This is a genomic window from Bacillus paramobilis (genome assembly GCF_038096195.1).
Lineage (GTDB): Bacteria > Bacillota > Bacilli > Bacillales > Bacillaceae_G > Bacillus_A > Bacillus_A mobilis.
The window spans coordinates 4,453,158-4,466,796 of record NZ_CP151108.1 but is presented as its reverse complement, the minus strand read 5'-3'; the positions used below and the strand labels follow the sequence as shown (position 1 = coordinate 4,466,796).

Here is a 13,639-nt window from a genome sequence, read left to right as displayed (position 1 = left end):
GACCTTTACCAGCAATGGTAAAGGCCCCTTATTGTCTTTTTTAGGACCCTTACCATATTTGGTAGGGTCCTTTTTGTATACAAAGAGAGGAGAAATAAAAATGAAAAAACTTATTAGTAGATTAAGAGTTGTATTTCATGTCCGTCGTTTCGTTCCATTCCTATTTGACTTTTTTACTTCAAAAGAGGTTTCAATAAAGAAGAAAATTTTATCTATTGCTTTTTTAGTTGGGTATGTTGTAATGCCGCTCGATTTAATTCCAGACTTCCTGCCGTTTATCGGTATTTTAGATGATATTGGAATTGTGTTATTCATTTTGAACCGAATTGTAAAGATGGCGCCAGTGCAATTGCAAGAAAAGCATAATGTAAATATCGGATAGGGGTTAAAAATATGGAGCAAATTATTTTAGATATAATTGAGTTTTTAAAGCAGTTTTCTTATTTTGGAGTTGTATTAGCATTAACATTTGAATTTATTCCAGCAGAAGTAGTTTTGCCCATGGTTGGGTATTGGGTATACGAGGGGGATATGAATTTTTGGTTAGCTGTATTAGCTGGGACACTTGGCGGAACGACAGGACCGTTAACATTATACGCACTCGGTTATTACGGTGGCCGTCCTCTATTAATAAAGTACGGGAAATACTTCTTTATTAAAGAAGAGCAAATTCAAAAAGCCGATGATTTCTTTGAGAAATATGGACCAGTTGTAGCATTTGTTGGACGCTTTGTACCAGGAGTTCGAACGCTTATTTCTGTTCCATGTGGTATGGCGAAAATGAACATATGGAAATTTAGTATATATACATTTGTAGCGATGTTCCCGTTAACGACTTTATATGTCTATTTTGGAATGAAATTAGGTCCGCATTGGGAAAAAGCGGCGGATGTTGTTGGACAATATATGCTACCGATATTACTAGTCGTAGTTATTGTTGTAGGTGGTATTTTAATCTATAAATTTATGAAAAAAAGAAACAGAACAGAATCAATCTAGTCATTCGTACAGGAGTTGTCTTATTTTTTGAAAATAGATGAATAGTACAGGCAAAAGACTCTGAAGGACATACACATATAAGGAATAAAAAAGAAAGAAGGGAAAGACTATGTCTTGTGAGTGCTCAGGAACAGTTTTAACGTGTTGTTCGGATAATAGTAGTAACTTCGTCCAAGATAAAGTATGTAATTCATGGTCTAGTGCCGCTGCTAGTACATTTACTGTGTATGCGAATAATGTGAATCAAAATATCGTTGGAACAGGTTATTTAACTTATGATGTCGGGCCGGGTGTGAGTCCTGCAAACCAAATTACTGTGGCAGTGCTCGATTCGGGCGGAGGAACGATTCAATCATTTACCGTTTCTGAAGGAACAAGTATTGCGTTTACGTTCCGTCGTTTTAATATCATTCAAATTACGACACCGGCTACTCCATTAGGAACCTACCAAGGAGAATTTTGTATTACTACACGTTATTTAATTTCATAGAGAGGGGAAAAATAAGATGGGGAATTGTAGTACTAATCTTTCATGCTGTGCAAGTTCGCAAAAAACGATCGTTCAAGATAAAGTTTGTATTGACTGGACTGCATCAGCAGCTGCTGAAGTAATTTATGCAGATAATATCTCTCAAGATATTTATGCATCTGGGTATTTGAAAGTAGATACTGGTACTGGACCTGTTACACTTGTGTTTTATAGTGGTGGTATAGCAGGGACTGCATTGGAAACGATTGTTGTTGCCACTGGAAGTAGCGCATCATTTACAGTTCGTCGTTTTGATACTGTTACGATTCTTGGAACAGCAGCTGCTGAAACTGGGGAATTTTGTATGACGATTCGTTATACTTTAACATAGGATATTATAATATTGAAATAAAAAAACGTGTAAACTACGAGATAGTTTACACGTTTTTTAGTGAACTTTTGGATTTTCAAAAGTAATGGTTGTTTGTAGACAAAAAATAATGCAATTATATGCAATCGCGTTTTGATTTGCAATAAGTGAGTTGGAAACAGTAGCGTCCCTCTACATAAATAGAAGGATCTGTTGGAATATCTATTATGGAAACAGATTGTAAATTAGATCCTGTATATGACAAAGTATTACCTGGTAAAACGGTGAAGGTACTTATATTATTGCCTACTATTTGTATGAATAAAGCATTCGTACTATTTCTATTGTTATATATTGATATAGTGCCGGAAACTGAAATAAGTCCATCGGATTCCCAAATCTTTAATGTTGAATATGTTTGTTTTAGTTGTCTTTGAGAAACTGGGATGAAATCATTTGAGATGAATATATTACCAGCGAATTCATTTGTAACAAGTTCAGAATTGGATGTAGGAGGTGGTGGAATTGGAGGGCAAGGACATGTCGGTTGACAGATGATAGATAAAGGAGCAAAACAACCAATATTTTTGTGGGATTTCAATAGGATCCCCTCCTTTTGAAAAGGTATTTATTATTATTAAATGTAACAGCATGGCCGATGTGTTAAGAATGGACAAAAAAAATTAAATCGTGATAGTTTCATAGGCTCATATCTCTTAATAGTTTTTATAGGGAAAAATTAGTTATCTATTAGACAAAAAGTACTTGTTTTATGTAAATGTGGCACTTAATATAAAATTGACTGTATTTTTACAAAATTTAAACAAAATACATTTTTAGTTTAAATGAAGTTAATATATGTTCGATACAATAACCAGTGTAATTAATTTATTATATGAGGAGGATTCATGTGGAAAGAACAGCTTTACGAAAAGTAAGAGGTCTTATTGGATTATTAATGGTTTTTGTATTAGCATTCGTATCATTTCCGTGGAGTACATCAGTCAAAGCGGAAGAGAAGAAGCAAGAAAAGGCACCAAGTGAAAAGAAGATCGTTTTTCCAGTCGTAAGTGATGTACATATTAAAAATAGTGGAACGGATGATACGTTTCGCTGGAAACGAGCGATTGAACAGCTCAATACGCTTGCACCAAAGCAAGATGCTTTTGTTATCGTAGGTGATTTCACAGATACAGGGTCTGTGCAGCAATATGATCGTTTCATGCAAGTATATAATGAAAATGCAAATAAAGATGCAGTACGAATGAATTCTCTAGGAAACCATGATTATTGGAACGGTTTATCTGTAGAGGGAGCGCAGAAGCGTTTCTTAGAAAAAACAGGCATGGAATCGATTTACTATCATAAAGTGGTGAAAGGGTATCACTTCCTTGTTATGTCTCCAGAGAACGGGACAACTCATGGATATTATTCAGACAAGCAAATTAATTGGCTAAAAGAAGAGATGGCAAAAGCGCAAAAAGATGATCCAGAAAAACCAATTTTCGTATTTTTACATCAACATATCAAAGATACAGTATACGGTAGCCAAGAATGGGGAACGCAAGATAGTGCAAAAATTAATGAGGTATTAAAACAATACCCACAAGTCATTACGTTTTCTGGCCATTCACACTATCCGTTAGATGATCCAAGATCGATTCATCAAAAAGATTTTACATCAGTTGGTACATCTTCTGTAAGTTATATGGAAGTTGAAGGTGGTAAAGTACAAGGGACTATCCCACCAGGAGCTAGCACATTAAGTCAAGGTTTATTAGTAGAAGTGGATGATAAAGAAGTAACGATTAATCGTCGCGATTTCCATACGAATTCTTGGACAGGCGAACCGTGGAAAATTCAGTTGCCATCAAAGAAAGAAACTTTTACACATGTAGAAGATCGTGATAAAGAAAAGCCATACTTTGCAAAAGATGCGAAGTTATCGGTATCAAATGTAACAGAAAATGCAGCAACAGTAACATTCATGCAAGCGTTGGACAACCTTCTTGTTCATTCTTATCGTGTACAAGCTAGAGATAAGCAAACTGGAGAAATAAAAAATAAATTGTTAGCATTCTCAGAGTTTTATCGTGACCCAGTGCCGAAAGAACTAACATTTACACTGGCAGGATTAGATGGTGGGAAAACATATACACTTGAAGTCGTTGCGATTGATTCATTCGGCAATGAAAGTGTACAGCCGTTAACAGCAGAAATTACTACAAAAAAAGATAATATTGACCCAAATGTAAAAGTACCAAAGGCAGATGTCTTTGATGTGAATTTCTTAGATGGTACATTTAAAGATAACTCATCGTTTGGAACGAAAGGCGATGTGAAAGGGAATGTATCTATTGCATACGACAAAGCTTTAAAAACAAATGTAATGAAATTGAATGGACAAGCCAATACATTTGGATACCTTCCGTTTTCAGCAGCACAAAAAGAAAAAGTAGCAAATACGTTTACATTAGAAACTGTATTTTCAATGAATCAAATTCGTGGACAAGGTATTTTGCAAAATACAGAGAGTGGCGGAATTGGTTTTGAGTCTACAGGAAGTGGCTATGTAGAATTATGGGCTCATATTGGTGGAAGTTATAAACGTGTTGGTGTTCAATTAGAGGCAAATAAAACGTACCATTTAACAGGAACGTATAACGGAAGTGAAGTAGCAATTTATGTAGATGGTAAAAAAGCAAATAGCCAACCAGCTACAGGGAAAGTATACCACCCGAACGTACCATTTGCACTTGGGGCAGACCCTGATAGCAACGGGAATGGCGGTATTCCATTAAATGGACAAATTGCGCTTGCGAAATTATATAGTAAAGCGTTAAGTTCTTCAGAAGTATTAGCAGCATATAACGAGTTTTCTAACCGTACAAAGTTAGAAGAAGTAAACGCGTTATATGAAGAGCTTGGAAAAGTAAAAGAAGTGTTAGCTGGTACGTATGAGTTTGGTGACAAACCAGGTCAATATTCAAAAGAAGCATTTCAAGAACTAGAGAAAAGCTATAATACTGCAAAGCAAGCGTTTGAAAATGTAGGAAGTACTGGAGAGAAAATCGTTCAAGCATATAACGAATTAAAAACAGCTAATGTGACATTTGTACAATCAAAAGTGGCAGAAGAACAACCGAAAACACCGAAAGAAAAATTACAAATCAATATTGAATCTGCAAAAGCAGTGGTGAAAAAAGCGCAAGCTGCAAATGTAACGGACGGTTCAGTGAAATCATTGAGTCAAAAAATTACAGTGGCAGAATCTGTGTTAAAAGATGCGAAAGTAAAAGATGCACAAGTAGAAACGATGAATCGTACGATGGAATACGCGATTTCACTCGTTGAAAAAAGCATAAACAAATAAGAGAGAAGAAAAGAAGCTTATCATGATAGGCTTCTTTTTTGTTATACTAAAAATAGTATAGAATGAGGGAGCGAATAATTTGGAAGAGAAAAAGCTAAAAAGAATTCTTGAATATGTATGGATCGCGGTTGTGCTCCTTGTAGGATATTATTTCTTAAAAGAGAAAAGTATATGGATTTTATTTTTAATGACGTTTTTATTAGCGGGTTTAGGCACGTTATTTATTAATTTCTTCTTTGATAGTTTAAATGCATGGAAGAAGAAAAAGAAGGGAACGAAGTAAAGGAGGAAACATATGCAAAAGTGGAAGCTCCTATATCAGGTGATCATTTTCATCGTGCTTGTAGGTATTGGAATTTTTAAATACTCAACACCAATAGGAAATTGGGCATCGTTTACAGCTTGCATCGGCATATTTTTCATTTTACAATCGTTAACGAAAAAATATAATAATACAGAAAGATAGCTCGCCGTTTTATCGGCGAGCTATTTTGTTATGCTTTTTTCTCTTCATCATTTGTTTTTTCAGTTGCTAAATGACTATGTTTTCTAGAGTAGAAGAAATAGAAGCATAAGCCGACTATAAGCCAAGCTATAAAGCTAATCCATGTCGTTTTAGACAAATTAATCATTAAATATAAACAGCAAAGAATCGCGACAACTGGTAATACAGGTACGAAAGGTGCGCGGAATCCGCGCTTTAAGTCAGGGTGTGTTTTTCGTAAAATAAGTACCGCGCAGCAAACGAATGTGAATGCTGTTAACGTACCGATGTTTACTAAATTCGCTAGTAAATGTAAGTCTAAAAGTCCTGCTAATAAAGCGGCAACAACACCAGTGATCCATGTGTTTAATAAAGGGACTTTTACTCTTTTATTTACACGTGCTAGTGCTTTTGGAAGTAGTCCGTCACGGCTCATCGCATAAGAAACGCGAACTTGTCCGTACATAACGACTAAGAGGACGGTTGTCATTCCAGTCATCGCTCCAACAGCGAGTAGTCCTGCAATTGTATCTTCACCAACGAAATGTAAGGCAAATGCAACTGGATCAGAAACATCTAATTGTGTATATGGAACCATACCTGTTAAAACGAAAGATACAATCATGTATAAAACAGTACAAATAAGAAGGGAACCGATAATGCCAATTGGTAAATCGCGCTGTGGTTTTTTCGTTTCTTCTGCAGCGGTTGCGATTGCATCAAAGCCTAAGAAGGCGAAGAATACAGTGGCAGCCCCAGTAATAATACCGTCGTACCCGAATGGAATGAACGGTGTCCAATTTTCAGGTTTTACATATTTTGCGCCTGCTACGATAAAGGCGATAATAACAGCTAGCTTGATAAGAACCATAATGTTATTAATGCGTGCGCTTTCGCGTATACCAAAACTTAAAAGCCCTGTAATGAGTAGTAAAATACAAACAGCCGGTAAATCGATAATGCCACCTTTTCCTACGCCAGGGGCCGAGGCGATTATGGCGGGCAGATGGATGTTAAATCCTTGTAGTAAAGATTGTAAATAACCAGACCAGCCGACAGCGACTGCTGCGACTGCAAGTAAATATTCGAGCATTAAACACCAGCCAACGATAAAGGCGACGACTTCTCCGACTGTCATATATGCGTAAGTATACACACTTCCAGATACAGGAATCGAAGAAGCAAATTCGGCATAACAAAAGGCTACACAAGCACAAGTAAATGCAGCAATAAGGAATGATAGCATAATACCAGGACCAGAATGTTTCGCTGCGACAATACCTGTTAATACAAAGATCCCTGTCCCAATTACGGCGCCAATTCCTAAAAATGTTAAATCGAGTGCCGTTAATGTTCTATCTAGCTGCCGTGGTGATTCAGTACTAAGCGGTTTTTTTCGTAATAATGACTTCACTTTGGACTCTCCCCCCGTTTTTTCATTTCCATAACTGCGGATATAGTAGGAGCCCACTAGAAAAGAGTATGTAAGTAAATGGAGGTACAGTTATGGTATTATAGTTTTTAAAATTGCTGGATTAATCTTAATATAATTCAGAATATTTTGTCAAATAAAAATTTGACAAATAAAATGCGGATGAATAGGGGAAACTACTGGCAGGAATGGACGAGGGTTAATAATCTACTTTGGATGGAGAAAGCCCACTCATTAAAGTTAAAGTAGGAGCAGATGCTATGTTATTTTATTTTGAACTTGTTGTCATTTTACTTTGCACGAAATTAGCTGGCGATATTAGCGTGAGACTCGGCCAGCCTTCTGTACTTGGTAAATTACTTGTCGGTATTATTATCGGTCCAGCTGTACTCGGTATTATTAATAGCTCTGAATTGATCGATGAACTGAGTGAGATTGGTGTTTTACTACTTATGTTTATGGCAGGGCTTGAAACAGATTTAGAAGAGTTAAATCGGAATTTGAAATCATCATTTGCAGTAGCGGCTGGTGGAATTATTTTTCCTTTCATCGGTGGTTACGTAACAGGATTGTTGTTTGGATTAATACAATCTCATGCGATTTTCTTAGGATTATTACTTTGCGCAACGTCAGTTAGTATTACGGTGCAAACGCTAAGAGATTTAGGGAAAATGAATACGAGAGAAAGTACAACGATTTTAGGTGCTGCTGTATTTGATGATGTCATCGTCGTTATTTTATTAGCGTTCGTTATGAGTTTTTTAGGAACGCAAGATGTGAATATAACACTTGTTATCGTAAAGAAAATTATTTTCTTTGTCAGCATTGTTTTTATTGCCTGGAAAGTTGTGCCTTGGATTATGAAAATGCTCGTGCCACTTCGTGTAACTGAGGCATTAATTAGTGCAGCTCTTATTATTTGTTTCTCTTTTTCGTATTATAGTGAAATGATGGGGATTGCAGGTATTATCGGAGCATTTGCAGCTGGAATTGCTATTTCGCAAACAGAGTATAAGCACGAAGTAGAACATAAAATTGAACCGATTGCATATGCGATATTTGTGCCAGTGTTCTTCGTAAGTATCGGAATGGAAATTACATTTCAAGGCATTGGAAGTCAGCTTTGGTTCATTATCATCATGACGCTTATCGCGATTTTCACAAAGTTAATCGGATCAGGTTTAGGAGCAAGATTAACAGGATTCAACCTTCAATCTTCTATTAGTATCGGTGCGGGGATGGTATCACGTGGTGAAGTAGCGCTTATCATTGCAGCAAATGGACTTACAGCGAATTTATTGGCGAAAGAAAATTTCACAGCGATTGTTATTGTTGTTATATTGACGACGATTATTACGCCACCGCTTTTGAAAAAATATTTTGTATAGAGAGGAAGAGCTTATCTCATGTAGGTAAGCTCTTTTTTTATTGGAAAAAGCAATAGTCATATAGCGTGAATAGATTGTAATTATGGTAAAATCTACGTATATGATAAGTCGAGGAGAGAAAAAGTGTGAGGATTACGAAGGGGAAGGTTATCGGTGTAATCATACTTATTGCACTATGTATACCATTTACTGCATGGAAAGAGTCAAAAGTGAAAGATTTTCCAGTTTCTATTTTCTCTTCTTATGTAGAAGACGAAAACCCGAAAGACTATAAGTACACTGCTTTTGTACCTGACTTTGCAATTTGGATACATGGATGGGAAAAACAGCGATCTGAAGGTGAAATAACGTCATATAAAAAAGGGGATCGAACTGTAATTGTTCACCATCCACCTGGTAATGATGCTTTTTATCTATATGGTGTAAATGATAGTAGAGAATATACGCAACCATAAGAAGTGGAGGGTAAATAGTGAAAGCTTCAACATTGCTATTTAAAATTGAAAGTAATATGGATCAATTTTCACCAGCTGAAAAGAAGGTTGCCATGTACATAATGGAGAATGCAGAGATTGTTCCGAACTTAACGACGAAAGAAGTTTCAACAAATGCAGGCGCAAGTGAGGCGAGTGTTGTTCGCTTTTGTAAGTCGATTGGAATCGGAAGCTTTAAAGCATTTAAAATCGCGCTCGTTCGTGAATTAACGATTGCTGATTATAATATTAATGATTTTTCAGTGATGAATACGGAAGATGGCCCGTACGACTTGTTTAATAAAGTTACATATGTGAATAAAGCTGCAATTGAGGCGAGCGTTACGGCGATAGATAAAAAAGAACTTGAAAAAGCTGCAGATCGCATTGTAAATGCGGATAAAATTATATTTTACGGAGTAGGCGGATCAGCTACTCCAGCGATGGACGGGGCTTATAAATTTACGAGGCTCGGATTTACAGCGATGATGCTATCGGATTTTCATATGATGTTGCCGCTTGTGACGAACTTAAAAGAAGGCGATATATTTGTGGCGATTTCAACATCTGGTCGTACGAAAGATGTGCTTGAAATGGCGCAATATGCGAAGAGACAAGGTGCAACAGTTATTGCGATTACAAAGCTCGATCAATCATCACCGTTATATAAAGAGGCGGATATTCGTCTTTGTATGCCAGATGTAGAACAAGATCATCGTATTGCGAGTATTGCTTCGAGAATGACGCAACTGAATATGATTGATGCTTTATATGTCATTACGTTTAATCGTATCGGTAATAAAGTGTTGGATCAATTTATGGAGACAAGAGAAGAAGCTTTGCGCTTACGGAAGCTAAAATGAGAAGATGGGGAAACCCATCTTTTTTTGCATACTGACATAAAGTGAAACTTTAATAAGTGGGGGCATCCCCCACTTATTATTAGTTGAACCAATCGGACTTTTACAGGCAGTTGATCCCCCACCTATCTTCTTTGCTTTCGCTGAATTTGAGGTGGGGGTCTTACTGCCAGTTAAAGTGGGATAAATTCGTCATGAAAAGAAATAAAATTTCATAAAATAATAAAGTAATATTGATTTTAAATTTCTTGAAGTTATAATGGAAGTATGAAATTAAATTTCAAAGCAGGTGATAATATGTTAGAAAATTTATCGACAGAACATCGTAATGACAAGACGATGAATTTAGATGAGATGAGCATAAAAGAAGTGTTACAAAGTATGAATGAGGAAGATCGAACTGTTGCGTTAGCAGTTGAAAATGAAATAGAAGAAATTGAAAAGGTTGTACAGATTGTCATTAAATCCTTTGAAGATGAGGGCCGATTAATTTACATTGGGGCTGGTACGAGTGGTCGTTTAGGTATTTTGGACGCAGTGGAATGTCCGCCGACATTTGGAACAGATGATAAAATGGTGCAAGGATTTATAGCAGGTGGATTGAAAGCGTTTACTAAGGCGGTGGAAGGTGCCGAAGACCGCGAAGAGTTAGCAGAAGAAGATTTAAAAAGTATGGGATTAAATGAGAAAGATACAGTGATTGGAATTGCGGCAAGTGGTCGAACTCCTTATGTAATTGGAGGTTTGAAGTACGCGGCTAGCGTGGGAGCGAGCACGGCGAGTATTTCTTGTAATAAAAATGCTGAAATAAGTAAATATGCAAAACTAAATGTGGAAGTAGAAACAGGCGCAGAAATTTTAACAGGCTCAACGCGTTTGAAGGCTGGTACAGCACAAAAATTAGTACTTAATATGATTTCAACAGCTTCTATGATTGGTGTTGGGAAAGTATATAAAAACTTAATGGTAGATGTTCAATCTACAAATGAAAAATTAGTAGAACGATCAAAACGAATTATTGTGGAAGCAACAGGGGTTAGTTATGAAGTAGCAGCGGAGTATTATGAAAAAGCAGAACGTAATGTCAAAGCTGCGATTGTTATGGTGTTATTGCAGTGTGAGTATGGGGAAGCACTGAAGAAATTAAAAGAAGCGAAAGGGTTTGTGAAGAAGGCACTATAAAATAATAGGGAGGGGGATTCTATTATGAAGAAAGAAGAGAGAATGGCCAGAGAAATTTCAGAGCAACTTGGGGGAGTAAAGAATATTCGTGGCATTGCTCATTGTATGACGAGACTGCGATTAACGCTTCATGATGAAAGTAAAGTGAACATGGATCTTTTGAAAAAGGTTGAAGGGGTTATGGGCGTTATTGAAGATGAGACGCTTCAAGTTGTTGTTGGCCCAGGGACAGTAAATAAAGTAGCAGCTGAAATGGAAGGTTTAACGGGACTGCGAATTGGTGAGGTGGCAGATCATCACCTTGAAGATCTTGGGCAAGAAATGAAGTCAGAGATTAAGAAGAAAAATAATACACCAGTGAAAAACTTTTTAAGAAAAATAGGAAGTATTTTCATTCCGTTAATTCCAGGTCTTGTTGCGTCAGGTATTATAAACGGGGTTGCTAACTTTGCGAAAAACGCAGGTGCTGATCCGAATGCAACGTGGCTACAAATGCTACTACTCATTGGCGGCGGTATCTTTACATTCTTAGGAATTTTAGTCGGCTGGAATACAGCGAAAGAATTTGGCGGGACACCAGTTCTTGGGGCAATTGCTGGTATTTTAATTTTTAACCCAGCGATGGCGAATGTGAAATTATTCGGTGAAGCGCTCGTACCCGGACGGGGCGGATTATTTGCAGTTATTTTTGCAGCGTGGCTTATGGTTGTAGTGGAAAGACAAGTTCGAAAAGCAGTGCCAAATGCAGTTGATATTATCGTGACACCGCTCATTACTGTGTTAGTCGTAAGTATCGTAACGATGTTAGCAATTCAGCCGGTAGCAGGTTTCTTATCTGAAGGAATTACAAGCGGAATTAATGGGATTTTAAGTATTGGCGGAGCGTTTGCGGGAGCAGTGCTTGCTGGAACATTTTTACCGCTCGTTATGGTCGGATTACATCACGGTTTAACACCAATTCATATGGAGTTTATTAATCAAACGCACGTAACGCCTTTATTACCAGTACTCGCAATGGCTGGGGCTGGGCAAGTAGGAGCGGCGATTGCGATTTTTGTAAAAACAAAAAACAAACGACTTCGTAACGTAATTAAAGGTGCATTACCAGTTGGATTTTTAGGGATTGGCGAACCGTTATTATACGGGGTTACATTACCACTTGGGAAACCGTTTCTTACAGCTTGTTTAGGAGCAGCAGTTGGCGGCGCATTCCAAGCAGTTATGAAAACAGCCGCACTCGGAATTGGCGTATCAGGATTATCATTAATTCCGTTAATTGCTGATAATAAATATTTATTATATTTCCTTGGATTAGTGGTGGCATATACGTTCGGATTTATCTTTACGTACTTCTTCGGATTTAAAGAAGAAATGGCAGAAAACATATAGAGAAAGGGATTCCTTTCTCTTTTTCTATTCATAGAAAGGGAGATTCATATGATAGGAGTTTCAATTTATCTTGCAAAAGAACGAGTAAAGAAACAAGAAGAGTGGCTAAAAGTAGCGAAGGAAAATGGATTTACATCTATTTTTACATCATTGCATATTCCTGAAGATGACCCTGGTACGTATAAAGAGTTAATTCAAATACTTGGGAAGCAAGCTCTCAAATATGAAATGGAATTAATGGTTGATGTTTCTCCAAAGTCGTTACACCATTTAGGAATGACGTATGAAAATGTGGAAGAGTTAGTAAACTGGGGTATTACTGGTTTACGAATGGACTATGGCATCACGCCAAAAGAAATTGCACGCGTATCCCATAAAATGAAAGTAGCTTTAAATGCGAGTACGATTACAGAATCATTTTGGAAAGAGCTAGTCATTGAAAAGATACAGGTAGGGAATGTTGAAGCGTGGCATAATTTTTATCCGCGCCCAGAAACAGGACTAGCAAAGTCCTTTTTACAAAAACAAAACGAATACTTACATGAGTGCGGCATAAAAACGATGGCATTTATTCCGGGAGATGGGGAAAAACGTGGTCCGCTATATGAAGGCTTACCAACGTTAGAAAAGCACCGCCATATGCGCCCACTTGAAGCGTACTTAGAACTTGTACACGATTGTGGTGTCGATAAGGTGTTAATCGGGGATATAAGCGGAAGTGTAGAAAGCGTACAAGAGATAGCGAGTGCGAGTAGAGGAATTATTCCACTGCGGTATGAGCCATTGATCAAGGAAAGAGAAGTATTAGAAATGGTAGAACAAGTGCATACAAATAGACTAGATCCAGCTCGTGATGTTATTCGCTCTGTAGAATCACGAGAAGAAAATAAGGTGATTGTACAGCCGATGCATACCATTGCAAGAAAGAAAGGCAGCATTACAATTGATAACGAATTGTATGGTAGATATGCTGGAGAGATGCAGGTTGCCAAACATGATTTGCCTGTAGATGAGAAAGTGAATGTTGTTGGAATGGTTGTAGAAGAGGACTTGTCTTTATTGCCGTATGTTGGTGCTGGAAAAATGTTTCAACTTTTTTTGTGCGATAGAGTAAAAGCTTGAATTAGCGCTATTTTGTAAGAAAACATTATCCGTAAATGGGATAATGTTTTTTGTTTTCTTTAAAAAAGTATTTGACGAATGAAATGAAATACCGTATT

General features: G+C 37.1%; 15 protein-coding genes. 13 read left to right on the top strand and 2 right to left on the bottom strand.

Annotated features, from left to right (window positions below; translation table 11 throughout):
• Positions 1-100: 100 nt before the first annotated feature.
• From AABL52_RS22895 to AABL52_RS22880, 4 genes are all read left to right on the top strand, one after another.
• Complete coding sequence (locus AABL52_RS22895; protein ID WP_000733847.1) at positions 101-382, top strand: YkvA family protein; 282 nt, start codon at positions 101-103, stop codon at positions 380-382.
• A gap of 11 nt (positions 383-393) precedes the next feature.
• Positions 394-999, top strand: coding sequence for a DedA family protein (locus AABL52_RS22890; protein ID WP_000435019.1), 606 nt, complete (start codon positions 394-396; stop codon positions 997-999).
• Positions 1,000-1,108: 109 nt separating this feature from the next.
• On the top strand, positions 1,109-1,489 hold the full coding sequence (locus tag AABL52_RS22885; protein WP_001277551.1) for a DUF3992 domain-containing protein: 381 nt from the start codon (positions 1,109-1,111) through the stop codon (positions 1,487-1,489).
• Positions 1,490-1,505: 16 nt separating this feature from the next.
• Positions 1,506-1,859 carry a DUF3992 domain-containing protein gene (locus AABL52_RS22880; protein WP_340422992.1) on the top strand — a complete coding sequence of 118 codons (354 nt, stop codon included), beginning with the start codon at positions 1,506-1,508 and terminating at the stop codon, positions 1,857-1,859.
• A gap of 115 nt (positions 1,860-1,974) precedes the next feature.
• On the opposite strand, the gene AABL52_RS22875 is transcribed toward AABL52_RS22880, so the two are convergent.
• Complete coding sequence (locus tag AABL52_RS22875; RefSeq protein ID WP_341518503.1) at positions 1,975-2,439, bottom strand: S-Ena type endospore appendage; 465 nt, start codon at positions 2,437-2,439, stop codon at positions 1,975-1,977.
• Positions 2,440-2,748: 309 nt separating this feature from the next.
• Here AABL52_RS22875 and AABL52_RS22870 point away from each other — a divergent pair, with 309 nt between their 5' ends.
• The 3 genes from AABL52_RS22870 to AABL52_RS22860 all read left to right on the top strand — a co-directional run bounded on the left by AABL52_RS22870 (position 2,749) and on the right by AABL52_RS22860 (position 5,677).
• On the top strand, positions 2,749-5,211 hold the full coding sequence (locus tag AABL52_RS22870) for an FN3 and LamG domain-containing metallophosphoesterase family protein (protein WP_341518502.1): 2,463 nt from the start codon (positions 2,749-2,751) through the stop codon (positions 5,209-5,211).
• 79 nt (positions 5,212-5,290) lie between these two features.
• On the top strand, positions 5,291-5,494 hold the full coding sequence (locus AABL52_RS22865; protein WP_000391503.1) for a hypothetical protein: 204 nt from the start codon (positions 5,291-5,293) through the stop codon (positions 5,492-5,494).
• Positions 5,495-5,506: 12 nt separating this feature from the next.
• Positions 5,507-5,677, top strand: a complete 171-nt coding sequence (locus tag AABL52_RS22860) for a hypothetical protein (protein WP_001174858.1) — start codon at positions 5,507-5,509, stop codon at positions 5,675-5,677.
• A 28-nt stretch (positions 5,678-5,705) separates the two neighbouring features.
• On the opposite strand, the gene AABL52_RS22855 is transcribed toward AABL52_RS22860, so the two are convergent.
• Positions 5,706-7,109, bottom strand: coding sequence for an amino acid permease (locus AABL52_RS22855; RefSeq protein ID WP_098585755.1), 1,404 nt, complete (start codon positions 7,107-7,109; stop codon positions 5,706-5,708).
• A gap of 278 nt (positions 7,110-7,387) precedes the next feature.
• On the opposite strand from AABL52_RS22855, the gene AABL52_RS22850 reads away from it, so the two are divergent.
• From AABL52_RS22850 to AABL52_RS22825, 6 genes are all read left to right on the top strand, one after another.
• The gene (locus AABL52_RS22850; protein ID WP_061687463.1) at positions 7,388-8,515 is read left to right on the top strand and encodes a cation:proton antiporter; all 1,128 of its coding nucleotides are present in this window, start codon (positions 7,388-7,390) and stop codon (positions 8,513-8,515) included.
• 125 nt (positions 8,516-8,640) lie between these two features.
• Positions 8,641-8,970: a hypothetical protein gene (locus AABL52_RS22845; RefSeq protein ID WP_001223247.1), complete on the top strand. Its 330-nt coding sequence runs from the start codon at positions 8,641-8,643 to the stop codon at positions 8,968-8,970.
• 17 nt (positions 8,971-8,987) lie between these two features.
• Positions 8,988-9,851 (top strand): MurR/RpiR family transcriptional regulator, encoded by an 864-nt coding sequence (locus AABL52_RS22840; RefSeq protein ID WP_000648163.1) that lies wholly within the window; start codon positions 8,988-8,990, stop codon positions 9,849-9,851.
• A gap of 294 nt (positions 9,852-10,145) precedes the next feature.
• Positions 10,146-11,030: an N-acetylmuramic acid 6-phosphate etherase gene (gene murQ, locus AABL52_RS22835; protein ID WP_341518501.1), complete on the top strand. Its 885-nt coding sequence runs from the start codon at positions 10,146-10,148 to the stop codon at positions 11,028-11,030.
• A gap of 24 nt (positions 11,031-11,054) precedes the next feature.
• A complete protein-coding gene (locus AABL52_RS22830; RefSeq protein WP_000711320.1) occupies positions 11,055-12,419 on the top strand; it encodes a PTS transporter subunit EIIC in 1,365 nt (454 codons plus the stop codon).
• Between the two features lie 48 nt (positions 12,420-12,467).
• Positions 12,468-13,541, top strand: a complete 1,074-nt coding sequence (locus AABL52_RS22825) for a DUF871 domain-containing protein (RefSeq protein ID WP_341518500.1) — start codon at positions 12,468-12,470, stop codon at positions 13,539-13,541.
• The last annotated feature ends 98 nt before the right edge of the window (positions 13,542-13,639 follow it).

What these genes read in the sequence shown, in the direction of transcription:
- AABL52_RS22895 (WP_000733847.1), top strand. Translation starts at nt 101, where the DNA reads ATGAAAAAACTTATTAGTAGATTAAGAGTTGTATTTCATGTCCGTCGT.
- AABL52_RS22890 (WP_000435019.1), top strand. Translation starts at nt 394, where the DNA reads ATGGAGCAAATTATTTTAGATATAATTGAGTTTTTAAAGCAGTTTTCT.
- AABL52_RS22885 (WP_001277551.1), top strand. Translation starts at nt 1,109, where the DNA reads ATGTCTTGTGAGTGCTCAGGAACAGTTTTAACGTGTTGTTCGGATAAT.
- AABL52_RS22880 (WP_340422992.1), top strand. Translation starts at nt 1,506, where the DNA reads ATGGGGAATTGTAGTACTAATCTTTCATGCTGTGCAAGTTCGCAAAAA.
- AABL52_RS22860 (WP_001174858.1), top strand. Translation starts at nt 5,507, where the DNA reads ATGCAAAAGTGGAAGCTCCTATATCAGGTGATCATTTTCATCGTGCTT.
- AABL52_RS22850 (WP_061687463.1), top strand. Translation starts at nt 7,388, where the DNA reads ATGTTATTTTATTTTGAACTTGTTGTCATTTTACTTTGCACGAAATTA.
- murQ (WP_341518501.1), top strand. Translation starts at nt 10,146, where the DNA reads ATGTTAGAAAATTTATCGACAGAACATCGTAATGACAAGACGATGAAT.
- AABL52_RS22830 (WP_000711320.1), top strand. Translation starts at nt 11,055, where the DNA reads ATGAAGAAAGAAGAGAGAATGGCCAGAGAAATTTCAGAGCAACTTGGG.
- AABL52_RS22825 (WP_341518500.1), top strand. Translation starts at nt 12,468, where the DNA reads ATGATAGGAGTTTCAATTTATCTTGCAAAAGAACGAGTAAAGAAACAA.